Origin of the sequence: Paenarthrobacter sp. TA1.8 (assembly GCF_048595705.1) — a bacterium.
Classification (GTDB): Bacteria; Actinomycetota; Actinomycetes; order Actinomycetales; family Micrococcaceae; genus Arthrobacter; species Arthrobacter nitroguajacolicus.
This window is the reverse complement of record NZ_CP184287.1, coordinates 4,488,030-4,511,590: the sequence shown is the minus strand read 5'-3', so window position 1 is coordinate 4,511,590 and position 23,561 is coordinate 4,488,030. Positions and strand designations below refer to the sequence as shown.

The following is a 23,561-nucleotide window of genomic DNA, read 5'->3' as shown; positions in this document are numbered from 1 at the left end:
AGGACGGCGGCGTTCTACTGGAATCTAAACGCTGCGGAGTGCCGCAGCACCTAGGTCAAGGATCACGCCGCGGGCGAACCCCGTCAATAGCTCGTTGTGAGGCCTGCTCTGCGCCCAAAAGCGAGCACATAGCGCGCAAAGCGGGCCTCACAACGCAAGGGGGCTACCGGCGTCGCAATTCCGGGTACTCAAGGTGTGGCGCGACCGTGCCGGCATCGCGCTCCAGGAAGTTCACGGCCGGGGCAACGATGTCGTCGATTTCGTCGAGGATCGCCTCGCTGAGCACCACATCTGCGGCCTTCAAATAGTCGGTGAGGTGGTCCTCGGTTCGCGGCCCGATGACCACGCTGGTGACTGCCGGGTGGTTGAGGGCGAAGCCCACGGCAAGCTGGATAAGGGTCAACCCGTGGCGGGCAGCAAGCTGCGCGAGGGCATCCGCCGCGTGAAGTTTGCCTTGGTTAAAGGGTGCATGGACATCGAAGCGGCCCGGAACCGCAGCCGATCGCGAACTTTCCGGCTGGCCGCCGCCGACGCGATAACCGCCAGCCAGCCACCCGCCGTCGAGCGGTCCGTAACTCAAAACGCCGACGCCGTACTGCTGGGTGATGGGGAAAACGTCCCGTTCGTTAGCCCGCACCAGGAGCGAATACGGAACCTGGTCCACCACAGGCGGCGTCAGGTGGTTGGTGTTGGCGATCCACTGTGCCTCCACAAGATGGGCCGGGCTGAACACGGACGTGCCGTAGTACAAGATCTTGCCCTGCCGGATGAGGTCGTTGAGGGCTGTGATGGTTTCCAACAGGTCGGTGTTGTAGTCCGGGCGGTGCGCTTGGTATAGGTCGATCCTGTCCGTGTTCAGCCGCCGCAAGCTGTCCTCCACAGCCCGGACAATCCAACGGCGCGAGTTTCCCGCGTGCGCAGGGTTGGAGCCCATCTGGCCATGGAACTTGGTGGCGAGGAAAACGTCGTCGCGGCGACTGTGGATGGCCTGGCCAACCACAGTCTCGGCCTCGCCCTGCGAGTAGATGTCAGCGGTGTCAACGCTGGTGATACCGGCGTCAAGGGCGGCCTTAATGATGCGGATGCTCTCCGCTGGACCCGTGGGTGCGGCACCGGTGCCGAAGTTCAAGGTGCCCAGAGTGAGGGGGCTGATCAGGGCGCCAGTGCGTCCAAGCGTTCGTAGCTCGTTGAGGCTCATGTCGGCTTCCTGTGGTGGGACGGTGCTGGTGGGATGTTCAATCGAGGCTACACACGGCCGCCGGAGGCATAAACGCAAATGGTAGAAGTTCTTCGTTTTTCGTCTTGGGAGGTAATGGAAGCGGCCTTACTTCGCGACATTTCTTGACATGCGGCAACACAAATGTCTTTCGAATCAACAAATATTGCCGTTGCCCCCAGCAGGTGAATTATGGAAAGGAACTCAGGCTACGCACGATAGGGGACAGCGGAATGACACAGACCACAGTGGAAGAAACGGCGGCCATCAAGGCAGCATTTGCGCAGTTTCCGTCCGGAGTTGCCGCGTTCAGCGCGATGGTGGATTTCACGCCGGAAGCCCTGGTGGCGTCGTCCTTCACGGTTGGTGTTTCGCTGGAACCGCCGTTGGTGATGTTCGCAGTGCAAAACTCCTCCACCACCTGGCCGAAGCTCCGCCAGGCCCAGCGCCTGGGAGTTTCGGTTCTCGCCGAAGGTCAGGAAGCGGCGGCCCTCCAACTGGCGTCCAAGACGTGCGACCGTTTCGCCGGACTGGACACCAGCGTGAGCGACTCAGGTGCAGTGCTGATCGACGGCGCAGTGCTGGGTTTCGAATGCGAAGTCATCTCCGAGACGCCGGCCGGTGATCACGCGATTGTGGTTCTCGAGGTAAAAGCGACCACCATCAACCTCGAGTCCAAGCCCTTGATCTACCACGGTGCGACGTTCCGGCAGCTGGCAGCGTAGGCGTCAGCTAGGAGTTGCGGCTGGCGCCGCTGAGCGAACCTTTTCGAATCGGGCTCGGCGACTTTCCACTCTTGGAAGTGTTCGGGCCTGGTTTCTTGGCTCCGTTGCTTGATCCAGGGCCTTTGGTATCACCGGGCTGCGCGGAGCCGTTGTCCGGCCTTTTGGGCGGGAAGTCCGGACGCTTGGGAGTCGGAGTTTTGCCATTGGGCGACGGCGTGGGGTCGTCAAGGTCGCGGACAGTCACCTTGATGGCGGGCGGCTGTTGGGCTTTGGCTCGCGCCGCAGCGCGTTCGTCTGCTTCGGCTACAGCATCCGCCCAGTCCTTTGCGAGCACAGGCGGTTCCTTGGCGGCTGCAACGACTATGGGATGGTGGGCGGCCTGGTGTTCCACCACCGATTTCACCTCGGCCGGTTTCGGCAGGTTGCGGGGGTCGACTTTTGCCTTCCACGCGCCTTCCTTGAGCGCGGAAGACGCGCCCGATAGCCGCCGTCGAACGTCTCCCATGAGGTCGCGCTTAGGCGCAGCAGCTGCGGCGGGCACGGTCACCGGGGCATCTGCGGCGGGCTCGGAAACTGCAGCAGGTGCAGGTGTGGGCACCAAAGCAGGCTCCGGGGCGGAAGGCGCGGAATCGTCGGCAGCCACGGGATCAGGCACATGCGCCGGATGCTGGGGAAGGTGAACGATGGGAGTGTGGTCCTTCTTGGGGAAAATCCCCACCATCGCCAAGAGGATGATCGACAGGAGCCGTCCAATTCCGGCGACCACCAGAGTGATGATGATGATCAACCCGAGCCCCAGGAACATCAGGACCGCGAGTCCCAGTGTGCCCAAGTACGTCAGATTGATGGCGAGTGTTGTCGGATCCTCCACGTTAGCCTCCCCTGGCCGTCGTTTTGTGATGCGCCCATTGCCCACCCAGCTTGCATATACAAGCCTAAGGTCCAGCACCGACGGAATCACGCCCCGCCCCACACTCCGGCGGGGTTGTTTCAAAGCTGTTACACGGCGTGGGAAAATATGTTGCCCAGCTCTCATTTTCAGCCTCAGATTGGGACCTCGTGACCCCTGATTCAGCCCGACTCCGCAATGGCGCTTGCCCGTGTCTCTCCGGTGAGCAGTACGTCGATTGCTGCGGACGTTTCCACCGCGGCGAGGCCGACGCGCCCACGGCCGGGCAACTCATGCGCTCCAGGTATGCGGCCTTCGTCGTCCTTGATGCCGGCTACCTCCTGCGCACCTGGCACGCCTCCACACGGCCAGCGTCCATGGACCTCGATCCAGACATGGAGTGGCGCAGGCTGGACATCGTTTCCGCAACGAATGGTGGCCCCTTGGATACGTCGGGCACCGTGGAGTTCGCTGCCCATTACAGGCTCGACGGCGAACGCGGCGTCCAGCGCGAAATCAGCCGCTTTCTGCGGGAAGGGAAGCGCTGGTTCTACGTGGACGGGGACGTTCGCTAATGGCTCACCGGTAGCTGCGGTGCAGGTTCTCCTTGGTTGAGGCGCCCGGCGAGGCATCGCCAATCCAAGGGCCGGTTCCCTCGGACTGGTCCAGGACGCCGGCCTCCAACCAGGCGTAGTCGCCGGCGAGGACCTTGCGCGAAAGGTCGTGATCGCCGTCGTCAGTATTCCTCCACAGCTGATCGAAGTATTCGTCCACCCGCACGCGTGCCTGCTCGCAGAATGCCTCGGCCAGCTCGTACGCGGCAGCGCCCTGTTCGGGGTGGGTCCGGAGCAGCATTTCGGCGCGTGAACAGCATGCGGCCATGGCGAACAGCTCAGCGCCGATGTCAACGATCCTGCCCAGGAACGCCTGCTTGTGCTCAAGCTTGGCCTGCCACCTGCCCATGCCATAAAAGGTCTGCCGGGCAAGCCGACGCGAGGACCTTTCAACGAAGCGCAGTTGCTTGCCCAAACGCCCGAACTCCGCATAGGACCGCGGATCCATCCCGGCGCCGGCTACGAGTTTCGGGAGCCATTTCGCGTAGAAGCCGGAGGCTCCGACGGCGGCCCTCGCCTTGTCCTGCAGGCTCGCATCCGCAGAGGCAAGGTCGCCCGCGGCGGCAAGGTGGGCATCCACGGCTTCGCGGGCAATCAGGAGCTTCATGATTTCGCTGGAGCCTTCGAAGATCCGGTTGATGCGGAGGTCCCGGAGGAGTTGCTCGGCCGGTACTGCCCGTTCGCCGCGGGCCTCCAGGGATTCGGCTGTTTCAAAGCCCCGGCCGCCGCGGATCTGCACGAGTTCGTCAGCGATCCGGCAGCTCAGTTCCGTGGACCACAGCTTGGCCAGCGCGGCTTCGATACGAACGTCCTTTTGGCCGGCGTCAGCCATTTCGGCGGAAAGTTCAAACACTGCCTCCAACGCGAAAGTGGTGGCGGCGATGAAGGCGATCTTTTTGCCTACGGCCTCGTGTTTGCCCACCGGTCGCCCCCACTGGGTCCGTGCGTTGGACCATTCGCGGGAGATTTTCAGGCTCCACTTTCCGGCGGCGACGCACAGGCCAGGGATGGAGAGCCGTCCGGTATTAAGCGTAGTGAGGGCGATCTTGAGACCCTGCCCTTCGCGGCCGAGCCTGTTGGCCGCAGGGACGCGAACCTGGTGGAAGCGCGTCACCCCGTTCTCGATTCCGCGCAGGCCCATGAAGGCGTTGCGGTTCTCCACGGTGATGCCGGGGGAGTCCATTTCCACCACGAAAGCGGAGATACCGCCCTTATGCTCGGTGCCGTCAGCATCGGTGTGTGAAGGCACCCTGGCCATGACCACCACGAGTTCGGCGATCACGCCGTTAGTGGTCCACAGTTTCACGCCGTCCAAAAGGTAAGACTCGCCGTCGTCGGATAGCACTGCAGTGGCGCCCATGCGCGCGGGGTCGCTGCCGACGTCGGGCTCTGTCAGGAGGAACGCGGTAATGGCGCCGGCGGCGCAGCGCGGCAGGTATTCCTGCTTCTGCTCAGAGGTGCCAAATTCTTTTACGGGTTCCGGAACACCAATGGATTGGTGGGCGGAAATGAGGGCGCCGAGGCTCGGATGTACCGACCCCAGCAGGGCAAGGGCGCGGCCGTAATAGACCAGGGACAAGCCCAATCCGCCATATGCGCGTGGAATCTTCATGCCGAATACACCCAGGTCCGCGAGCCCTTTCAGGTATTCGTCGGGAATTTTGGCATCGTGCTCGATGACGCGGCCGGACATGGTTTTGGCGAATGTCACCAAGCGGGCCATGAACTCCTCGCCCCGCTGGACATCGTCAGGACTGGCTTGCGGCCATGGGTGTATCAGGCTGAGGTCGAAGCTGCCCAGGTACAGGCCCTTGGCGAAACTGGGCCGGTTCCATTCTGTTTCCCGGGCAGCCTCGGCAACGGCGCGGGCTTCTTCTGCGGTGGCATTGACGCTTGCAGCGGCGAGACTGTTGTCAGTGGCGGACGTCATGGGGTAACTCCTCTAGCCGGTGGTGCCGGATGGAGCCAGGGTCCGCCTTGGGTGCGAACCCTTCAGCTGTCCCTCAATGCTACCCGCGAGTAGCTACCGGTGCTAGGGGAAACCTGCGGCTGGAATTCGGCAGGAATTTCCACTTGTCCGGCGTGGTGAACCACGCGGTCCCACGCAAAGTTAATTCCGTGGACAAGGCCGCCCAGCACCGCCTTAATGGCGTACCAAGCAATGCCCGCCGCTCCGATAAGAATAATTGTTGCCATTGCTGCTGCGGCGATAAAGGCCACAAGAATTGCAGCGAAAACCAGCGTTCCAATGAATACGTAAGTGGCTGTATCAAGCGCAGTGAAGTCGAAATTCATGGTTCCCCCCGGGGCGACGATGCATGGGTTGACGCGGCGTGGCTGCGTCGATGCTCTGACACTAGGGGCGGGAGTACTTTCCGGCCAGAGCAGAAACGCGTCGTGGCGGCGTTGATATGGGATCGAAACCATACCGGGCGGTAGGTTACGGAATGGTTGCGGCAGGCAAGCTTCCACCAGGTACGGGACGGGTTCGACGGCGGCACGGGAGGCGCGCTTTTCGGTGGCTCTTCGGCGGCTTATCCGCCGCCGGCCGACCCCCCAGTCGGCCAGCGACGGGCCCGTCGGTGGCCCCCGCGACGCTCTGCGTTAACCTTGTACGGGGCAGTTTTCGCTGCCAGCCAGGTTTCGCAGCAGCTGAAGGAGAGTAATTGTCCCGTTCAGCCATGTCCTCCGCCGACGCCATTAGCGCGAGGCTCCGTGACCTCGAACAGTTGACCAAGGGCCCCGCATGGGCTCTGACGCGGTCCGCGCCGTGGGTGATCGCGGTGCTGCAAGCATCCTTTACCCGCACCCGGCCGCAGCTTCCACTCGAAGAGTTCCACGCCGACGTCGACGCTTTCCTTGAGCAGCTCCGCCGGCAGGACCCGGCGTTGGGCGGCCAGCAGAACGGCAAGCTTTTCGGCGACGAATGGACCCGCAAACAATTCCTGACGCGTCGCAACCAATCAGGTCAGATCGTCTACGAAGTTACCGAGCCCGCTGCCCGTGTGCTCGCGTTCCTGGACAGTCTCTCCAGCGAACGTTCCACACTGAACGGTTCGCGGCTTGGCACGCTCCTGGGCGACGTGGAGAAGCTCGCCAACGAGACCAACCCGGATCAGAGCGCGCGATTGGAAGCCCTGGAAGAGGAAATCCAGGAACGCCAACAGCTGGTGGAAGACATCAGCTCAGGCGAGTTTGACGGCCTCCTGGATGATGAGGAAGCCGTTGAAGCGGCCGGCAACATCCTGGATCTCGCGGCCAGCCTGCCTGCCGACTACAAGAAGATGCGTGACCGCATCGAAGAGTTGGTAGGCGAGCTCCGCAACCAGATCATCGAGGAATCCCTGAGCAAGGGCGCCACTATGGCCCAGGTTCTGGAGGCCGACAAGCGCCTGCGGCAAAGCCCCGAGGGCCGCACCTTCCGCTCGTTCACTGCTTTTCTGGAGGATCCGCAGCAGCAATTGCGGTTCCGCTCGGCGATCGGCGAGGTGCTGAGCCGGCAGTTCGCGGACGACCTCTCCCATGAGGACCGTGAAACGCTGAAAAACCTGGTGGCCGAGCTGCGCACGCAGCACAGCCAGATCCAGCGGATCTACGGCAAGCTCTCCGAAAGCCTGAACACTTACATCCAGAGCGACGACGTCAGGCAGTCCGTCAGCCTGCGAAAGGTGCTGGCCGAGGCCGAACAAGCCATCCGATCCATGCCCTACGAACGCGACCGACCCGGCCTGGTCCGCGGACCCGCGCTCTTCAATGCCGGGTTCGAGTCGCTGGCCATGGTCAAACTCTTCGACCCCGACGAATTCGCAACACCACCACGCCTGGCCGATCCCATCGCTTTCAGCGACTCGGACCGGGTGCGGTCAGCGCGAACCGGCAAAGCGCGGCCTGAGGTTGTCCGGGCAGCCATGGCAGGCGCAGCCACGCTGGGCGACGCGTGGGACAACCTGCCTGCCGAAGAGCGGCACATCAACACCGTGCGCACCCTGCTGTCCATGGCACTGCAGACCGGCGCGGCCTTCGACCGGGCCGCCTGGGAACACATCGACTTCGAACAAATCGACGGCAGCATCCGCACCGCGTACCTGCCTGTCGTCTCGCTGAATAAGGATTCTGATGACTGAAGAAATCACGACGACGGACATCACCGAAGCGGACGAGGTCACCGAAGAGGCGACTGACGCCGAGTCTGCTCCTGAAGTCAGCCATACTGACCCGTTCCGTGTCACGCCGAGGGATACGTTCGTGGACGGCGCCGCGCTGTTTCCTGGTGACACGGGAGTGCTGCCCATGAAGGTGCGGCATGCGCTGGTGAAACTGCTCAAGGGCCCGTACATCGACGGTGGCCGCGACGAGAAACTGTGGACCACGCTGCTGGACAACCAGTTGATCCTCCGCAGCCGCCTGTCCGAGCTCTTCCTCAGCCTCCAGCTCGACCACGACCGCAAAATCGCAGTCCTCCGACCCGTTGACCCGGAAGTCGTCGGCGCCAGTTCCCGCTCCAGCATCCTGCGCCAGCAGCGAGCCCTGAGCAGGGTGGAAACCATCGTCCTGCTGCGCCTTCGCCTGCTGCTGGACCGCCACGTCACAGCCCAGACCGACCCGACCATCACCCGCGAGGAAATCGCCGACCTCGTCGCCAACTACACGCCCGCAGGCCAACAGGATGCCCTCCGCGACTCTGACGTTGTCACCCGTACCATCACAAAGCTCCTGGCCCGCCAGCTCATCCTCCCCACCCCGCTGGATGACACGTACACCATCAGCAACGCCCTCCCGCTGGCACTCCCCTTCGAAAACATCGGCGACATCCCGGCCCAAATCGAGGCCCTAATAGCAGTAGCAGCCGACGAATCCGGCACAGAGCCGTTGATCGACCTTGACCCCTCCGCTGAAGACGACGACGCCGATGCCGCCCCCGCCCCTTCGCCGGACAGCACTCGTCCTGCGGACGATGCTGCCGGCTCCGACAGGCCCGATGCCACTCCCGGGGCGGCATCGGCGTCGTCTACCTCGAGCGCGCACGTCACCGACCAAATAGACCTCAATTCAAGCAATCACTCCATAGCGGACAACGTGCTTGACGGTGAAGGTGACGAGTCCGCTGAGGCGAGCGGCGATCCCGGAGACATGCGGCAGCATGCGTCTAAGGTGGGCCCACGGGAGCAGGGTTCCCTGGCCGAGCTTGCGAGGGTAGGGGGCTTCCGGGGAGGCACGAGCGAGCATGCAGAGCATGTGTCCGGCACCGCCGCGGACGCAACCGACGCTGAAGGGATGACCAAATGACCATTGCAAGCATGCTCCCGCTCGGCGAGCTCACGAACCCGGGCCAGATGCGTTTGGCGCTCGTTCAGGTGGTCAACTGGGGCACCTTCCATGGGGCTCACACCATGCACGTGGACCGCAAGGGCACCCTCCTTACGGGTAACTCGGGCGTCGGTAAGTCGACTCTCTTTGATGCGATGCTCCGCGTGTTTGATGCCCGTCCGCGCTCGAACGAGGCTGCGGCCCAGCGATCCGGCGGGGCTGTGGAGGACAAGAGGACCACGTTCACTTACATGCGCGGCAAGGTGGGTGATAAGGCGGTGGGGGATAGCTCGGCGAGTGCCTTCCAGCGCCCCGGTGCCACCTGGTCCGCCGTCGCACTGACGTTTGATAATGCGGCTGGCACGAAGGTGACGGTGTCGGCTCTGTTCGACTTGCCAAAGAATGGCACGGAGTCGAGTGTCGGGCGTTTTTATGTGATTGACAGCAAGCCGTTGGACCTTGAGGCGATCGAGGGCATTGCGCAGAAGCGCTTTACCAAGGGCGCGTTGGAGTCGATCTTCCCCGAGGGCCAGGTCTTCGACGTGCACAAGGCGTTCGCCGAAAGGTTCCGCAGGCTTCTGGGCATCAACTCGGATCAGGCGCTTCCGCTGCTTCGCGTCATCCAGGCCGGTAAGGGCTTGGGCGGCAGCGTGAACACGTTCTTCCGCGACCAGGTACTCGATGCTCCGGCCACGTTGGCTGCCGCCGATGATGTGGTGGAGGAATTCAGCAACCTGATGTCCATCCGGCAGCGGTTGGAGGACGTACGGCAGCAGCGGGACCAGTTGGCACCGGTTCCGGAGCTGAACAAGGAGTACGCGCAGGCGTTGCTGGACGCGAACCGTCTCAGGGAGTTGGCCGGCGAGGAGTTCGAGGCCTACAAACAGCAGCTTGCGGTCACGGTGCACGCCAAGACGCTGGCCCGTTTCAAGGAGTTGGCTCAGTCCAAGGCTCAGGAACTGGCTGCTGAACGCACTGTGCGGGATGCTTTGGCCAAGGAGCTCCGTGACCTTGAGCTGGATTACAACAACCGCGGCGGCAACGCGATTTCGGCGATTGAGCAGTCGTTGGAAAACGCCCGGGTTGGCCTCAAGCTGCGTCAGCAAGTTGAAGATTCCGCCAAGAAGGCGTTGGCCGATGCCGGGCTGAACCTGGAGTGGACCGCCGAGGGCTGGGATCAGGCGCACGAGCAGGCAGCAGCTCGCTCGGCGGAGTTGAAAGACGATTCCGAGGCGCTCAAGGAGCTTCGTTTTGAAGCCTTTGACGGTCACGCGACCAAGAAGCGTGAGCTCGCCGCGGCCCAGCAGGAGCTGCTTTCGTTGCGGTCGCGCAAGTCGTTGCTGCCGCCGTCGAGCATTGAGAACCGGGCTGCTATCGCAGCAGCAACCGGCGTTCCGGAAGAACGGATGCCGTTTGGCGGTGAGCTGATCGATCTGGCAGAGGGCCAGGATCAGTGGCGTCCGGCCGCCGAACGAGCGCTGCGCAACCTCGCCACCACGTTGCTGGTCCCGGGTGAGCATTTCGCCGCTGTGACGCGGTACCTGAACGACAACACCGTCCGGGGCGCGCTTCGCGCTGTCGATGTTTCCAAGCCGCTCGCCGGTGGCGCGCTGGCTGTGGAGGACGTGTCCGACGGCGACCTCTTGACTAAGCTGAGCATTCTCACCTCGGGCGCCAACGCCGACGCCGGGGCGTGGATCCGCGAGCGGATTGCCTTGGACTTCGCGTACCCGTGCGTTGGGGACCCTGACGAGCTTGCTTCGATGGACAAGGGCCTGAGCCTGGGTGGTGTGGTTAAACGCAACCGGCACACCGTGGAGAAGGACGACCGTTTCACGAGCCGGCAGGATTACATCCTCGGTTTCGATAACGCCTCCAAGCTTGAGCTTGTGGCAGCGCGCGTGGGGGAGCTGGAAAACGAGCTCGTGAAGGCCTCGGAACTTGCCCAGAGCCGCGAGGATTCGCATCAGGGTATGGCACGTCAGCTCGAAGCGCTGCGCAGGGTCGCTGAAGATGAGCGGCCATGGGAGCAGGTCTCCGCAGCCGTAGCCGCGGATGAACTTGCCAGGATCGAACAGCGCCTAACAGACGCTCTGGCCGCGCAGGCAGACTTGGAGCCGCTGCGTGCCAACATCGAGAGTGTCCGGGAAAAGCACCAGTCCTCCACAGGTACGGCCGCCGTCCTGCAGAGCGAATACAAGGCGCTGGACCACAAGATGACCACGGCGGACGGCCTGCTCGATGCGGCGAGGTTGAAGCTGGAGCAAGCACCGCCGTCGGCCCCTACCGTCACCGCGCTGGAGCCGTACTTCGACGGCGTCGGTGAAGTCTCCGAACTTTACGAGCTCGACAACCTCGCCAACAGCGTCCGGAATAAGTTGCTCGACGAACTGCATGCTGCGGAATCCCGCGGTCAAGCGACGGCCGAGCGGCTGACCCGCATGTTCGAGGCATTCGTGCGCGACTGGGGAAGTGCCATCAGCGCCGATCACGGCACCTCGATTGGAGCTGCAGGGGACTTCGAATCCCGGTACCACGCGATCGTGAGCGATGGCCTGCCCGCGCAGGAGGCCGAATTCCGGCTGTTCTTCAACCAACGCACGCACGAGTCCTTCAGCACGCTGTTACATCTGCTGGATGAGGAACGGCGAAGCATCACCAGCCGGATCCTGCCCCTCAACGGCATCCTGTCCCAGGTCAATTTCCATGAGGGCAGCTTCCTGGAACTGGACATCAAGCAGACACTGCCGGCCACGGCCAAACAGTTCAAGGATGCGATCCAGAACGCCCTGAAGGCGAAGCACACACGGCCGTCGCGCGGCGCGGCTGCTTCAGCAGGTGCTGGTTCAACGGCAGAAATCGACGACGACGCCGAGCTCACTGCGCGCTACAAGTCGTTGGAGACCCTGGTGAAGCGGCTTGGTTCGCAGACGCCGGAGGATCGGCGCTGGCGGGCTGAGGTGCTGGACGTCCGCGGGCACCTGTTTATTCAGTGCAAGGAACACCGCGAGGTTGCTTCGAAGTCGGGCAAAACCGGCGCCGCGGGAAAGTCCGGCAAGAAGAAGACCGAAGTCTTCATGCATGCCGACACCGGGTCCATGTCCGGCGGTGAGCGCCAGCGATTCACGGCGTTCATCATGGCCGCGGCACTGAGCTACCAGCTGGGAATCGCCGAGCAGGGCTTCACCACGTATGGCACCGTGATGATGGACGAAGCCTTCGTGCTGGCGTCCGAGGAATTCGCGGGTGCGGGTATCAAGGCGCTTCACGAATTCGGGTTCCAGTTGCTCCTGGCCGCACCGGAAAACGTGATTGACCTGTCCAGGCACCTTGGCTCCGTCACGGAAATCCTCCGGGACAAGCGCACTAACCGCTCGGGTGTGCTCACGGCTCCGGTCATCGCCGGGCCTGGGGAACCAGGAGCATGGCGTTCCGAAGCCAACCCGGTGGACATCGTCCTGCGCTGACGTCACCTCTCGTCCGGCGGGCCCAAGTAGGTAGCAGATGATGCCGTTTTGAAGGTTCTAAACGGCACCTGCTGCTACCTACTTGGGCTTGTTCCTGGACTTACTTCGCGCGGACGCGGTCAAGGAACTGTTCAGTCCTGGACTCCAGTCCTGCAATCTGTCGAACAACGACGGCGGCAGGGTCCGGGTTGATCTCGTTGGCGGGCGGTTCCTTGCGCACGTTGGCGCTGCAGCCGAATTCGGCGCAAATCAGCGTCCCCACAGTGTTCCCGTCCTTACCGGATTGTCCGGCTTTCTTGGCAACCCACAAGTAAACGTCGTCCTTCGAAAACACGTCTCGGCAGAGTTCGCAGAGGACTACGCGCCTCTTCCCGGAGCCACCTTCAGGTGCGCGGAGCATGATCCCGGTGAGTTCGCCCCGGTGCGGAACCACGAGGTATCCGCGCTGGGGCATTTTTTCGTCCCGCCAACCCAGGAATTCCAGATTGTCCCAGTTGATGGTTTCGAAGTTGCGGGGGAGGTTGGCCTTGGCTGCCTCGGAGCGGCTGGCGTTGATGAAGGACGAACGGATCTGTTGGGCAGTGATTTTCTGCATGGCAAGCTTCTCTCGGAAATGGTCGACGTCCGCGCTCTGAAGATGTGCACGGAAATGGCAGGATGCGTCGGCCATCGAGGGAAGGAAGGGCACAGCTTTATAGCCCCTACCAAAGGGAAGTGCCTTGAAACCTAGGAAGATGCCGACGTGCGGGGGAGTGCCAAGCAGGCCAAAGCGGCCACCTCGCCAACCATGGCAGCAGCAACTGAAACAGTGCGCACGCTCATCCCCTCGTCGTGATCCTTGGAAGCGGTAGTCCGCTGCCGCTAATACTTTCAAAACTCCGGGGCAGATGTCCACTGCGAGAGCGATCGGGTGAAGGGCGCGGGATGTGCGAGAGCGATCGGTTGAAGGGCGCGGGATGTGAGAGAGCGTGTGACCTGCATCCCATTTCGGCAATGAGTTGGATTAGGTGACGCAAACGTTTCTTAATTCACGGCAGGCTAGGCTAGCCTTACTTAGGTTCGCATCACTTACTTAAGGAGTCCCGTGGCTTCCCTTCTCCCACGCCGCGCCCTGCTGAAAACAGCAGGAACCGCGACGGCCGCTTTGGCCGCCGTCGCTCTTACCCTCACCGGCTGCTCAACTGGCCCCGCAACCTCGGCTCCGGCAACTGAGCAGGCAGCAACGGCAACTTTCCCGGTGACCATCAAGAACGTCTTTGGCGAGACCACCATCAAGGAACAGCCCAAGCGCGTAGTTACCGTCTCGTGGGTCAACGACGACATCGCGATCGCCCTGGGTGTTGTTCCGGTTGGCGTTCCCAAGAACGAGTGGGGCAACAACGACAAGGGCTCTACCCCTTGGAAGGATGCAGCGCTGGAGAAGCTCGGCGCCGGCTTTGGCACCGACAAGGCTCCGGTCCAGTTCTCCGAGGCTGACGGCATCAACTTCACCGAGATCGCCAAGCTCAGCCCGGACGTTATCTTGGCCGCTTACTCCGGCCTGGAAGAGGCTGACTACAAGAAGCTCTCCGAAATCGCCCCCGTTGTGGCGCAGCCTGAGCTCGCTTATGGCACCCCTTGGCAGGAGAGCACCACCCTGATCGGCAAGGCACTGGGCAAGGAAGCCGAAGCCAAGAAGCTGATCGAGGACACCGAAACCACCGTCAAGGACAAGGTTTCCAAGTTCCCGCAGATCAAGGACAAGACCTTCATCTACGGCAACCTCGAACCCGCAAAGGGTGACGGTGCCAACGTCTACACCGCAATCGACAACCGTCCCCGCTTCCTCTCCGAAATCGGCATGAAGCTGGCTCCGGTAGTCACCGAGAACACCAAGACGTCCACGGACTTCTTCATTCCATGGTCCGCCGAGAAGGCCAACGAGCTCGAGTCCGACATCTTCGTGACCTGGGTTCCGGACGCCACCACGGCCGAAGCCATCAAGGCTGATCCGCTCCTCGGCCAAATCCCGGCCGTCAAGAAGGGCGCTTTGGTTGCCGATTCGGACAACACCCTGACACTGTCCATCTCCGCTTCTTCGCCGCTGAGCCTGCCGTGGGCGCTGGACACGTTCCTGCCGCAGCTGGGTAAAGCAGCAGACGCAGCGGGCAAGTAACTGCAATGAAACTGAGTACGACGGCGGCAGTCCAGGGGCGGGGCAACGGCACTTTGGTGTCGGCTGGCTCGGGAGGCATCACCCCTGAAACTGCGGGAACCGGAGGGGGAACCTTCTCCCGCAGCACCGCAGGCAAGCGTGCCGCTTGGCTGCTGGCGGCCGTCGTCGTACTCACCGCAGTGTGCGCTGCATCCTTGGCGATCGGGGCACGCGGCCTTCCCCTTAACACCGTGTGGGAAGCACTCACCAACTTCAATCCGGAGGACGGTAACCACGCTGTGGTGATCGCCCGAATTCCCCGCACCGTGCTGGGACTCCTTGCCGGGGCCGCACTTGGTTTGGCCGGTGCGGCCATGCAAGGCGTTGCCCGCAACCCCTTGGCCGACCCCGGCATCCTGGGACTCAATGCCGGAGCTGCCCTTGCAGTCGTCGTGGGGATCTACGTTTTCGGTATCGGCTCGCTGTCCGGCTACATCTGGTTCGCCTTCATCGGCGCCGCGGCGGCCGCCGTCGTGGTTTACGCCGTTGCTTCCCTGGGCCGTGACGGTGCGACACCCGTCAAACTAGCCCTCGCGGGTGCGGCCCTGAGCGCCGGCCTGTTCTCCCTGATGAACGTCATCCTGGTTTCGAGCCAGGACACTTTCGACCGTTTCCGTTTCTGGCAGGTAGGCACTATTGGTGGACGTGACTGGTCCGTCCTCCTTCCCGCGCTGCCGTTCCTCGCAGTCGGGGCCGTGATTGTCCTGGCCGGCGGTCGCATTCTGAACAGCCTTGCCCTGGGCGATGACATTGCCCGAGGCCTCGGCCAAAACGTCACGCTGGCCCGCAGCATCACAGGGCTGGGCATTGTGTTGCTGTGCGGATCCGCCACTGCCGTAGCCGGGCCGATCGCGTTCCTTGGCCTGGTCATTCCTCACGCCGTCCGCTCGTTGACCGGTCCGGACTACCGGTGGATCCTGCCGTTTTCCGCAGTTGTGGCCCCGATCCTGCTGATCAGCGCCGACATTGTTGGCCGCGTGATCCTTCTCCCCGGTGAAGTCCCTGCGGGCATCATGACCGCCATCATTGGCGCTCCCGTCTTCGTCTGGCTCATCCGCCGCGGAAAGGGGGCCGGACTGTGACCACCGTTCACAAGCTCCCCACCGATTTGGCACTTAACACCAATGATTCCCACAAACATGGGCATCAACTGTCACTTCGGCGCGTGCTCAGCCCCACATTTTTCCTGGGCCTTGCAGTCATCGTCATGTTCGCGGTGTACGTGCTCCTGGGCAGCTACACGGTGACCATCCCGGACTTCTTCACCATCGTCATCAACCACCTGACCGGCGGCGAGAAAATCCCCGGAGCCAGTTTCATCGTGATGGAGCATAAACTGCCCCGCGCCGTCGTTGGAACCATGATCGGCATCGCCTTTGGCCTGGCCGGCGCACTGTTCCAGACCATGCTGCGCAACCCGCTGGCCAGCCCGGACATCATTGGTATCAGTTACGGCGCCAGCGCGGCGGCCGTGACGGCCATCGTCATCTTCGGTGCTTCCGGAGCCGTGGTTTCCGGTGCTGCCCTCGGCGGAGCGCTTGGCGTCGCGGCCATCATCTACGCAATCTCCCGTGGCGGTTCCGGCGCCGGTGGAGGAAGCCGCGGCAACGCTGCAGGCAACCGGCTCATCCTGGCCGGTGTGGGTATCGCCGCTGCACTTCACGCAGTGGTCAACTTCCTCATGACCCGCGCGGACATCCGCACCGCGGCCGACGCCCTCATCTGGCTCAACGGATCCCTGAACTCCGCCACCTGGGACCGGGCAGGCGTCCTCGCAGTCTCATTGCTGATCCTTGTCCCCGCCGTCATTGCCCTTGCCGGCCCCTTGCGCATCCTCGAACTCGGCGACGACGCTGCTGCGGGGCTCGGGATCAGAGTCAACGCCGCCCGGCTGGCACTGGTGCTGACCGCCGTCGGACTTGCCGCCGTCGCAACCGCTGCTGCCGGTCCTGTAGCGTTCGTCGCTTTCCTTGCCGGACCGATCGCCCGCCGCATCGTCCGTAAACCCAGCCTCCCGGCGGCGGCCCTTACCGGCGCCCTGATCGTGTTGCTCGCAGATTTCTTCGCCTCCAACATCGCTCCCGTCATCCTCGACGGAACCGTCCTTCCGGTCGGCGTCATCACCGGCGCCCTCGGTGCCCCCTTCCTGCTGTGGCTGCTGGTCACGTCGAACCGAAAGGAGGCCTGACATGGCCATCCTTAATGCCAAGGACCTCACGCTCCAGTACGAGGCACGCAAGGTGGTGGAGGGACTCACCACCGAGATTCCCGAAGGCAAAGTGACCATGATCGTTGGCGCCAACGCCTGCGGCAAGTCCACCCTCCTGCGCGGACTGTCCCGCCTCCTCAAGCCGGCCCGCGGGGCCGTGACGCTGGACGGCAAGGACATCCACGCCCGCCCCGCCCGCGAACTCGCCCGCACCCTTGGCCTGCTCCCGCAGCACCCCACCGCTCCCGACGGCATCACCGTCCGGGACCTCGTGGGCCGCGGGCGATACCCGCACCAAGGCTTCTTCCGCAGCTGGAGCGCAGCCGACGACGCCGCGGTGCAGCGCGCGCTGAACGCCACCTCAACGCTGGAACTCGCCGAGCGAAGCATCGACGAGTTGTCCGGCGGACAACGCCAGCGCGTCTGGATCGCCATGGCCCTCGCGCAGGAAACAGAAGTCCTGCTGCTGGACGAGCCCACCACGTACTTGGACCTGGCACACCAAGTGGAAGTCCTGGACCTGATCACGGACCTCAACCGCAGCCGCGGAACCACCGTGGCGATCGTGCTCCACGACCTCAACCTTGCTGCACGCTACGCCGACCATGTCATCGCCATGAAAGGCGGGTGCATCGTGGCCGAAGGACCTGCGCCCGTCGTGGTGACAGAAGAACTGGTCTTGAACGTTTTCGGTTTGGAATCCCGAGTGGTTCCGGACCCCATCTCAGGCACACCGCTGATCGTCCCCATCGGACGCCACCACGCACGCCCCGCTTCAACCAACGAACTGGAGATCGCCTCATGAGTGCACAACCGACACAGGCAAAAGCAAGCGCCGCAGTGGAGCCCATGACCCTCGCCTTCGACGTCACCGTGACGGCCGTGCAGGAGCTCAGCCCCAACTTCCGTCGCATCACCTTCGGCGGCTACTCGCTGCGTGACTTCGGCGTTGCAGGGGACACTTTGGACCTCCGCGTGAAGTTGATGATCCCGTCCTTCGACGCCGCCGGACAGCAGATCCCGCTCCCTCCCTTCAAAATGGAAGAAGCCGGCTGGTACCAGGAATGGTTGGCCATGGACCCGTCCGTCCGCGGTGACATGCGCACTTACACGGTCCGGTCTGAACGCCTCGACGCCGTGTACCCCGAGATCGACATCGACTTCGTCATGCACTTCGACGACGCCGGTCACGGCGGACCCGCTGCCAACTGGGCACTTGCGGCGAAACCAGGGGACGCCATCACCATCATCGGCCCCAACAACCGCGCAGCCCAGTGCACCACGGCCGGCGCCTACGGCGGCATCGAATGGCGCCCGGGCCTGGCCCAGCGCGTACTCCTGGCCGGCGACGAAACCGCTGTCCCTGCCATCAGCGCCATCCTGGAAAGCCTTCCAGCCGACATGACCGGCCACGCCTTCCTCGAGGTACCCGAAGCCGGCGACTTCCAAGACATCTCCACCGAAGCCGATATCGAAATCACCTGGCTCGCACGTGGCGCAGCCATCGGACGCTCACGACCCCACGGCGAACTCCTCAAGGAAGCCGTCGCCAAGGCCGTTCCCGTGCCGGGCTGGGTAGGCATCAAGGGCGCAGGCACCGCCGCCGGACCCGAGCCCGAAGACGTCAACGTGGACCAGGACATCCTCTGGGAAACCCCGCAACGCATGGACACCGCAGCCATCGAAGCCACCAAAAACCCCACCGTTCCCGCAGGCGCCCTCCCGTTCTACGCATGGATTGCCGGTGAAGCGTTCGTGATCAAGGAATTGCGGCGGTACCTGGTACGGGACGTTGGTATCGACCGCAAGCAAGTTGCCTTCATGGGTTACTGGCGACGCGGCAAGGCGGAGGGCTAAGCCTCTTCTTCTGGTCCGCCGCAGCGTCGGTTTTGCCGTCGCTTAGACACAACCCATAGGTGGCACTCCGGTCGCCGGGCGACCTCCGCGCCACGATGGGCCGCGATGCGCTCCTACACAAAACTGCCGCTGCGGCACTTGCGCGGGCGTCACCTTCCGACGCTCTCGCACTTCCCGTTGGCTTGTTCACTTTGGGTTGGCTCCGGCGTAACCGGGGGCGGGTAGCGTCGGCTGCGTGCGGGAGGAATTCGGGGACGGGAAAAAGGTTCGACGGCGGTATGTCGCCATCGGAGATTCCTTCACCGAAGGCGTGGGGGACACGAGCAAGATCCTGCCCAACGGGGTCCGCGGATGGGCCGACCGGGTTGCCGAGAAGTTAGCCAAGGCCCAGCCGGGCTGGGAGTATGCCAATTTGGCCGTGCGTAGCAAGCGGCTTCGGCACATCATCGATGAACAACTCGAGCCCGCCCTCGCCATGGAGCCAACGCTCGTCACGCTCTACGCAGGCGGAAACGACATCCTCGACTTCGGCACCGATATGGATGCTCTCCTTAATGACTACGAGTTGCTCGTCGCGCGCCTCAGCGAAACCGGTGCCACTTTGGTCCTGTTTACCGGCTTCGACGTGAAAGTGTCTGCCGTCCTGGAACCCTTCAAGAAACGCAACACCCACTACAACCAGAGAGTCCGCGACATCGCAGCCAAATATGGCGCAGTCCTGGTGGACTACTGGTGCTTCGACGCGTACAAGGACTCGCGGATGTGGGCCCCGGACCGGCTCCACATGTCCAAGGCGGGCCACAAGTATTTGGCTGCCCAGGTTCTGGACCATCTCAACGTCCCGCACAAAATCTCACCGAAAGAATGGGACCCGCCCAGCCGCATGTCCATGCGCGAATGGGAGCGCCGGCAACGCCGCTGGGTCAATGACTGGGTGCTCCCGCTGTTCGGACGCAAATTACGCGGTGTCACTCTTGGGGACTCCATCAGCCCGCGATGGCCGGAGCCCGTGAAGGTTCCACGCAAGGGCGGCTTGAAAAAGCTCATGGAAGACCGGGAGAAAGCGCAATGAAAGACCAGGCCCGGTTTGTGGCCCTCGGCGACTCCTTCACTGAGGGTGTCGGCGACAACGATCTCAGGCTCCCCAACAACTGCCGGGGCTGGGCGGACCGGGTGGCCGAAGAACTGGCAAGACACGACGAAACCGTGCGATACGCCAACCTGGCTGTTCGTGGACGGCGCCTCCATCGGATCATGGACGAACAAATCGAGCCCGCCCTTGCCATGAATCCCACGATTCTCAGCTTCTACGCCGGCGGGAATGATCTCCTCATGGCAAGGCTCAACATGGCCAGGCTCATCCGGGACTACGAAGATGCCGTCAAAAGGATCAAAGCCAGCGGAGCCATGGTCCTGCTCTTCACGGGGTACAACGTTCCTTTGTCGCCCCTGCTTGAGCCGCTCAAATTGCGCACCGCCATTTACAACCGTCACATCCGGCGTATCGCCGCAAAGTACGGAACGCTCTTGGTGGACTACTGGTGCTTCGAGAAGTTTCAGGACCCGCGAATGTGGGCTCCGGATCGCCTGCACATGTCCACCCCGGGCCACAGTTACATGGCCAAGAAAGTCCTCGAAGTCCTCGGGGCCCCCCACTCGCTGAACTCACCAACGCTTGCCGCTCCCCGTCCGCGGACCTTCACCGAAAACATTGCCGACGACGCCGCCTGGCTGAGGCGCGACGTCGGGCCTTGGCTTAAGCGGCGGGTCCGGGGCGTATCGAGCGGTGACCATCTGGGAGCGCGGTGGCCGGAACTGATGCCGGTGGTGTTGCCGGAACGGCTGGGAACCGCTCGGGCAAAACCTCAGCTGTCGAGCAGGTTTTCGTAACCTTCAGCCACGCTGGTGGCAGTGAATTCGATGATCTCGAACTCGGCAACGCCATTGCTGTAGAACGGGTCCTTCGCCAGAGAGGCATCCAGCGTCGCCCTGTCCACTTTGGAGAGCAGAACACCGCCGGTGGCTGGGACGCGGCGTCCGGACGCCAGGAAGGTCCCGGCGTCGAACGCGTCCTTAAGCCAGGCCATATGGCCCGGGCGGTGGAAATCGACAATTTCGTCGGGAACTTTGTAGGTCAATGAGACGACAAACATGCCGCCAGCCTATCGCCTGAGCCCGGGCCGGGACCTAAGGAAGTAGGGAATTCTCATAAGATGGAGGCATGACTCAACCCCGCTGGCTGAATGCCGACGAACGCCGTGCTTGGCTGGCTCTGCTGAGCATCAACACTTTGCTTCCCTCGGCGTTGGACACCCAGCTTCAGTCGGCCGGCAAACTGTCCCTGTTCGACTACAACGTACTTGCGATGCTCTCCGAAACCGAGGGCCGGTACCTTCCCATGAGTGAGCTCGCCGCACGGACAAGTGCCTCGCTGTCGCGACTCTCCCACGTGGTTACCAAGCTGCAGAAACGCGGATGGGTGGAACGGCAAGCGCACCCCGGCGACGCCCGTGTCACCGTAGCGCACCTGACCGACGCCGGCATGTCCACCATCGTGTCCTTGGCCCCGGGACACGTGGAGTCCGTGCGCACGTTGATGCTCGATTCCCTTAGTCCCGAGGATGTCTCGGACCTTGCACGCATCGGCGAGAAAATCGTTGCCCGCTTGGACAACAACCACTGGATCCTGCGCGATTCCTAGCCCTCCTGCTGCAGGCTTTGTGGCGTCAAGCGTTGAAGTGGCAGACTGACGGCATGGATTTTTCTGCCCGTTATGTTGCCCTGGGGGACTCGTTCACCGAGGGTGTTGGAGACGACGATCCCGCCCGCCCCAACGGCGTTCGCGGCTGGGCCGACGTCGTTGCCGGGCAGCTCGCCTACAGCAACCCGGACTTCGGCTACGCCAACTTGGCTATCCGCGGCCGGAAGCTCCGGCAGATCATGGCGGAGCAGGTTGATGCTGCCGTCGCGATGAAACCAACTTTGGTGACGTTGTATGCGGGGGCGAACGACATCCTGCGGCCCAAGATCGATATCGACTCGCTTTTGGAGGAGTACGACGCCGGCATCGCCAAGTTGAGCGCGTCGGGAGCCACAGTGGTCCTCTTCACGGGCTTTGATGCGAAGGGCTCGAAGGTTTTCAGCGCCATGCGCGGCCGCACTGCGATCTACAACGAACTGGTGCGCGAAATCGCCGAAAACCACGGAGCCCTCCTCGTGGACTATTGGCGGTTCGACGAGTACGACGACTGGCGCCTCTGGGGTGAGGATCGCATGCACATGTCCACCGCAGGCCACGTCAACATGGCAAAGCGCGTCCTGGATGTCCTCGAGCACGAGCACGTCATCGAGGTTCCCGAACTGGCGCCGGTCCGACTGATGAACCGCGTTGAGGCATTGAAAGCAAACGCACGATGGTTCCGTGAATCCGCGGCGCCATGGGTTGCCCGCCGCGTGCGTGGAGTGTCCTCCGGCGACGGTTTGAGCCCGAAATACCCGGAGTTGATCCGGCCGCTGTAATCCGGGCTGCCGGGCGACCCGCCAAGGTTGAGTCGGTGTTCCGGCAGTGGACGCCAAGGGCTTATGATGCCGGATTGGTCTTAATTTGGCCTGACCCGTAGAATAGTTAGGCGCTAGGTAGTGCGGATCGTGTGCAATTGCTCCGGTTGGTGGTGACTGTCGGTTTTACTGACGTCCCGGTGGCCGGTAGTTAGGGGCTCAAGTTGCGTGCATTCCTGTATTCGCCCGGTATCCCAGGATCTGTTCAAGTGATTATCACTGCCCGGTCCTGAGGCCAACCTTCTTCGCCGCACTTGCTGTGGAAACTACCGAAATGGTTTGGACCCGGATGCGGACGCTGCCTGTCGCACGGCAACGCAGGAACATCTGCACGCCGTTACATTCAATCTTTGGAGGAGAGTCATGGCAGCACACTGCCAAGTGACCGGAGCCGAGCCGGGCTTTGGACACAGCATTTCGCACTCGCACCGTCGCAACAAGCGTCGGTTCGACCCGAACATTCAGAAGAAGCGCTACTGGGTTCCGTCCCTGCGCCGTAACGTCACGCTGACCCTGTCAGCCCGTGGCATCAAGACAATCGACGTACGCGGCATCGACTCAGTCGTCGCCGACATCCTGGCACGAGGAGTAAAGCTCTAATGGCAAAGGACAAGGACGTACGTCCGATCATCAAGCTGAAGTCCACCGCGGGCACCGGTTACACCTACGTAACCCGCAAGAACCGTCGTAACGATCCTGACCGCCTGGTCTTGAAGAAGTACGACCCCAAGATCCGCCAGCACGTCGAATTCCGAGAGGAGCGCTAAACACATGGCAAAGAAGTCAAAGATTGCTCGCAACGAGCAGCGCAAGGTCATTGTTGAGCGTTACGCTGCCAAGCGTCTCGAACTGAAGAAGACCCTGGTTGACCCCAACGCGACTGACGAAGCACGCGAAGCTGCACGCCTCGGCCTGCAGAAGCTGCCCCGCAACGCCTCCCCGATCCGTCTGCGTAACCGCGACCAGATCGACGGCCGTCCCCGCGGCACGCTCCAGAAGTTCGGTATCTCCCGTGTTCGCTTCCGCGACATGGCTCACCGCGGTGAGCTCCCGGGCATCACCAAGTCTTCCTGGTAATCACGAAGCTCTAAAAGGGCCGGCAACCGTTATGGTTGCCGGCCCTTTTTGCGTTAAGGGTCTTTACTCGGCCCCGTTCCGACGCTCTCTCACTTCCCCCGGGCTTGAGCCCGTCGCTAGCTCACTTGCCTCGGGTTTGCCCGACGCTCGCTCATTTCCCTCGGGTTTGAGTTGAACGTTCGACGGCGGTGGTGAGCCTAGGCGCGCTGCGTTGGGTTGGTGGTTGGCCGGGTCTTGTGACGGGCTTCACGTGGGCTGGTTCTGGCTGGTTTTGATTGGTTTGGGGTCGCAATGGTGGTGTTTGGCCTGTGTTTGCGGGGGTTTCGGGTGGTATTGGGGTGGATTTGTGCCCGAGCTTATGGACGTGTAATGTCTTCTGAGTCGCCGCGAGTGAGACAGCCTGGAGCTGAGAACCGCGGAGGCCGACCCCCTTGATAACAGCCTGGAA

Annotated in this window: 22 protein-coding genes and 1 pseudogene; 17 read left to right on the top strand and 6 right to left on the bottom strand. The window is 62.8% G+C overall.

Annotated elements, in window-relative coordinates; translation table 11 throughout:
• Positions 1 to 163 precede the first annotated feature (163 nt).
• Positions 164 to 1,198, bottom strand: a complete 1,035-nt coding sequence (locus ACNAOT_RS20960) for an aldo/keto reductase (protein WP_420179246.1) — start codon at positions 1,196 to 1,198, stop codon at positions 164 to 166.
• Between the two features lie 251 nt (positions 1,199 to 1,449).
• Here ACNAOT_RS20960 and ACNAOT_RS20955 point away from each other — a divergent pair, with 251 nt between their 5' ends.
• Complete coding sequence (locus tag ACNAOT_RS20955; protein WP_420179245.1) at positions 1,450 to 1,941, top strand: flavin reductase family protein; 492 nt, start codon at positions 1,450 to 1,452, stop codon at positions 1,939 to 1,941.
• Between the two features lie 7 nt (positions 1,942 to 1,948).
• Here ACNAOT_RS20955 and ACNAOT_RS20950 read toward each other — a convergent pair whose 3' ends face one another.
• A complete protein-coding gene (locus ACNAOT_RS20950) occupies positions 1,949 to 2,812 on the bottom strand; it encodes a hypothetical protein (RefSeq protein WP_420179244.1) in 864 nt (287 codons plus the stop codon).
• A 188-nt stretch (positions 2,813 to 3,000) separates the two neighbouring features.
• Here ACNAOT_RS20950 and ACNAOT_RS20945 point away from each other — a divergent pair, with 188 nt between their 5' ends.
• Positions 3,001 to 3,405: a YchJ family protein gene (locus tag ACNAOT_RS20945; protein WP_420179243.1), complete on the top strand. Its 405-nt coding sequence runs from the start codon at positions 3,001 to 3,003 to the stop codon at positions 3,403 to 3,405.
• A gap of 4 nt (positions 3,406 to 3,409) precedes the next feature.
• Here the strand turns inward: ACNAOT_RS20945 and ACNAOT_RS20940 are convergent, their stop codons facing one another.
• Together ACNAOT_RS20940 and ACNAOT_RS20935 are read right to left on the bottom strand one after the other, a co-directional pair.
• Entirely contained in the window at positions 3,410 to 5,374 is a 1,965-nt protein-coding gene (locus ACNAOT_RS20940; protein WP_420179242.1) for an acyl-CoA dehydrogenase family protein, read from the bottom strand.
• A 62-nt stretch (positions 5,375 to 5,436) separates the two neighbouring features.
• Complete coding sequence (locus ACNAOT_RS20935; RefSeq protein ID WP_091463474.1) at positions 5,437 to 5,739, bottom strand: hypothetical protein; 303 nt, start codon at positions 5,737 to 5,739, stop codon at positions 5,437 to 5,439.
• A 371-nt stretch (positions 5,740 to 6,110) separates the two neighbouring features.
• Between ACNAOT_RS20935 and ACNAOT_RS20930 the strand changes: the two genes are divergently transcribed.
• The 3 genes and pseudogenes from ACNAOT_RS20930 to ACNAOT_RS20920 all read left to right on the top strand — a co-directional run bounded on the left by ACNAOT_RS20930 (position 6,111) and on the right by ACNAOT_RS20920 (position 12,218).
• Positions 6,111 to 7,568: a DUF3375 family protein gene (locus ACNAOT_RS20930; RefSeq protein WP_091463472.1), complete on the top strand. Its 1,458-nt coding sequence runs from the start codon at positions 6,111 to 6,113 to the stop codon at positions 7,566 to 7,568.
• Positions 7,561 to 8,388 (top strand): annotated as a pseudogene (locus tag ACNAOT_RS20925) (DUF4194 domain-containing protein); the annotation flags it as partial. The gene ACNAOT_RS20930 and the pseudogene ACNAOT_RS20925, both read left to right, overlap by 8 nt.
• A 338-nt stretch (positions 8,389 to 8,726) precedes the next feature.
• Positions 8,727 to 12,218 carry an ATP-binding protein gene (locus ACNAOT_RS20920; RefSeq protein WP_420179241.1) on the top strand — a complete coding sequence of 1,164 codons (3,492 nt, stop codon included), beginning with the start codon at positions 8,727 to 8,729 and terminating at the stop codon, positions 12,216 to 12,218.
• A gap of 100 nt (positions 12,219 to 12,318) precedes the next feature.
• Here the strand turns inward: ACNAOT_RS20920 and ACNAOT_RS20915 are convergent, their stop codons facing one another.
• A complete protein-coding gene (locus ACNAOT_RS20915) occupies positions 12,319 to 12,813 on the bottom strand; it encodes an FBP domain-containing protein (protein WP_420179240.1) in 495 nt (164 codons plus the stop codon).
• A gap of 489 nt (positions 12,814 to 13,302) precedes the next feature.
• On the opposite strand from ACNAOT_RS20915, the gene ACNAOT_RS20910 reads away from it, so the two are divergent.
• The 7 genes from ACNAOT_RS20910 (at position 13,303) to ACNAOT_RS20880 (ending at position 20,368) form a co-directional block, all read left to right on the top strand.
• Positions 13,303 to 14,373, top strand: a complete 1,071-nt coding sequence (locus ACNAOT_RS20910) for an iron-siderophore ABC transporter substrate-binding protein (RefSeq protein WP_420179239.1) — start codon at positions 13,303 to 13,305, stop codon at positions 14,371 to 14,373.
• Between the two features lie 5 nt (positions 14,374 to 14,378).
• Positions 14,379 to 15,494: a FecCD family ABC transporter permease gene (locus ACNAOT_RS20905; RefSeq protein WP_420179238.1), complete on the top strand. Its 1,116-nt coding sequence runs from the start codon at positions 14,379 to 14,381 to the stop codon at positions 15,492 to 15,494.
• Positions 15,491 to 16,600: a FecCD family ABC transporter permease gene (locus ACNAOT_RS20900; RefSeq protein WP_420179237.1), complete on the top strand. Its 1,110-nt coding sequence runs from the start codon at positions 15,491 to 15,493 to the stop codon at positions 16,598 to 16,600. The genes ACNAOT_RS20905 and ACNAOT_RS20900 overlap by 4 nt, the downstream gene beginning before the upstream one ends.
• A gap of 1 nt (position 16,601) precedes the next feature.
• Complete coding sequence (locus tag ACNAOT_RS20895; protein ID WP_420179235.1) at positions 16,602 to 17,426, top strand: ABC transporter ATP-binding protein; 825 nt, start codon at positions 16,602 to 16,604, stop codon at positions 17,424 to 17,426.
• On the top strand, positions 17,423 to 18,478 hold the full coding sequence (locus ACNAOT_RS20890; protein ID WP_420179234.1) for a siderophore-interacting protein: 1,056 nt from the start codon (positions 17,423 to 17,425) through the stop codon (positions 18,476 to 18,478). The genes ACNAOT_RS20895 and ACNAOT_RS20890 overlap by 4 nt, the downstream gene beginning before the upstream one ends.
• Before the next feature lie 235 nt (positions 18,479 to 18,713).
• Entirely contained in the window at positions 18,714 to 19,550 is an 837-nt protein-coding gene (locus ACNAOT_RS20885) for an SGNH/GDSL hydrolase family protein (protein ID WP_420179233.1), read from the top strand.
• Positions 19,547 to 20,368: an SGNH/GDSL hydrolase family protein gene (locus ACNAOT_RS20880; RefSeq protein ID WP_420179232.1), complete on the top strand. Its 822-nt coding sequence runs from the start codon at positions 19,547 to 19,549 to the stop codon at positions 20,366 to 20,368. The genes ACNAOT_RS20885 and ACNAOT_RS20880 overlap by 4 nt, the downstream gene beginning before the upstream one ends.
• On the opposite strand, the gene ACNAOT_RS20875 is transcribed toward ACNAOT_RS20880, so the two are convergent.
• Positions 20,344 to 20,631, bottom strand: coding sequence for a YciI family protein (locus ACNAOT_RS20875; RefSeq protein WP_091463445.1), 288 nt, complete (start codon positions 20,629 to 20,631; stop codon positions 20,344 to 20,346). The two genes, ACNAOT_RS20880 and ACNAOT_RS20875, sit on opposite strands and share 25 nt — an antisense overlap.
• Before the next feature lie 68 nt (positions 20,632 to 20,699).
• Here ACNAOT_RS20875 and ACNAOT_RS20870 point away from each other — a divergent pair, with 68 nt between their 5' ends.
• The 5 genes from ACNAOT_RS20870 to rpsN all read left to right on the top strand — a co-directional run bounded on the left by ACNAOT_RS20870 (position 20,700) and on the right by rpsN (position 23,113).
• Positions 20,700 to 21,179: a MarR family winged helix-turn-helix transcriptional regulator gene (locus tag ACNAOT_RS20870; protein WP_091463442.1), complete on the top strand. Its 480-nt coding sequence runs from the start codon at positions 20,700 to 20,702 to the stop codon at positions 21,177 to 21,179.
• Between the two features lie 53 nt (positions 21,180 to 21,232).
• Positions 21,233 to 21,997, top strand: coding sequence for an SGNH/GDSL hydrolase family protein (locus ACNAOT_RS20865; RefSeq protein ID WP_091463440.1), 765 nt, complete (start codon positions 21,233 to 21,235; stop codon positions 21,995 to 21,997).
• A gap of 402 nt (positions 21,998 to 22,399) precedes the next feature.
• Positions 22,400 to 22,636, top strand: coding sequence for a 50S ribosomal protein L28 (rpmB, locus tag ACNAOT_RS20860; protein WP_011776361.1), 237 nt, complete (start codon positions 22,400 to 22,402; stop codon positions 22,634 to 22,636).
• Entirely contained in the window at positions 22,636 to 22,803 is a 168-nt protein-coding gene (gene rpmG / locus ACNAOT_RS20855; protein WP_003798558.1) for a 50S ribosomal protein L33, read from the top strand. Before rpmB ends, rpmG begins: the two co-directional genes overlap by 1 nt.
• Positions 22,804 to 22,807: 4 nt before the next feature.
• Positions 22,808 to 23,113 (top strand): 30S ribosomal protein S14, encoded by a 306-nt coding sequence (rpsN, locus tag ACNAOT_RS20850; RefSeq protein WP_011776360.1) that lies wholly within the window; start codon positions 22,808 to 22,810, stop codon positions 23,111 to 23,113.
• Positions 23,114 to 23,561: the final 448 nt, after the last annotated feature.

What these genes read in the sequence shown, in the direction of transcription:
- ACNAOT_RS20960 (WP_420179246.1), bottom strand. Translation starts at nt 1,198, where the DNA reads ATGAGCCTCAACGAGCTACGAACGCTTGGACGCACTGGCGCCCTGATC.
- ACNAOT_RS20955 (WP_420179245.1), top strand. Translation starts at nt 1,450, where the DNA reads ATGACACAGACCACAGTGGAAGAAACGGCGGCCATCAAGGCAGCATTT.
- ACNAOT_RS20940 (WP_420179242.1), bottom strand. Translation starts at nt 5,374, where the DNA reads ATGACGTCCGCCACTGACAACAGTCTCGCCGCTGCAAGCGTCAATGCC.
- ACNAOT_RS20935 (WP_091463474.1), bottom strand. Translation starts at nt 5,739, where the DNA reads ATGAATTTCGACTTCACTGCGCTTGATACAGCCACTTACGTATTCATT.
- ACNAOT_RS20920 (WP_420179241.1), top strand. Translation starts at nt 8,727, where the DNA reads ATGACCATTGCAAGCATGCTCCCGCTCGGCGAGCTCACGAACCCGGGC.
- ACNAOT_RS20915 (WP_420179240.1), bottom strand. Translation starts at nt 12,813, where the DNA reads ATGCAGAAAATCACTGCCCAACAGATCCGTTCGTCCTTCATCAACGCC.
- ACNAOT_RS20905 (WP_420179238.1), top strand. Translation starts at nt 14,379, where the DNA reads ATGAAACTGAGTACGACGGCGGCAGTCCAGGGGCGGGGCAACGGCACT.
- ACNAOT_RS20895 (WP_420179235.1), top strand. Translation starts at nt 16,602, where the DNA reads ATGGCCATCCTTAATGCCAAGGACCTCACGCTCCAGTACGAGGCACGC.
- ACNAOT_RS20890 (WP_420179234.1), top strand. Translation starts at nt 17,423, where the DNA reads ATGAGTGCACAACCGACACAGGCAAAAGCAAGCGCCGCAGTGGAGCCC.
- ACNAOT_RS20880 (WP_420179232.1), top strand. Translation starts at nt 19,547, where the DNA reads ATGAAAGACCAGGCCCGGTTTGTGGCCCTCGGCGACTCCTTCACTGAG.
- ACNAOT_RS20875 (WP_091463445.1), bottom strand. Translation starts at nt 20,631, where the DNA reads ATGTTTGTCGTCTCATTGACCTACAAAGTTCCCGACGAAATTGTCGAT.
- ACNAOT_RS20870 (WP_091463442.1), top strand. Translation starts at nt 20,700, where the DNA reads ATGACTCAACCCCGCTGGCTGAATGCCGACGAACGCCGTGCTTGGCTG.
- ACNAOT_RS20865 (WP_091463440.1), top strand. Translation starts at nt 21,233, where the DNA reads ATGGATTTTTCTGCCCGTTATGTTGCCCTGGGGGACTCGTTCACCGAG.
- rpmB (WP_011776361.1), top strand. Translation starts at nt 22,400, where the DNA reads ATGGCAGCACACTGCCAAGTGACCGGAGCCGAGCCGGGCTTTGGACAC.
- rpmG (WP_003798558.1), top strand. Translation starts at nt 22,636, where the DNA reads ATGGCAAAGGACAAGGACGTACGTCCGATCATCAAGCTGAAGTCCACC.
- rpsN (WP_011776360.1), top strand. Translation starts at nt 22,808, where the DNA reads ATGGCAAAGAAGTCAAAGATTGCTCGCAACGAGCAGCGCAAGGTCATT.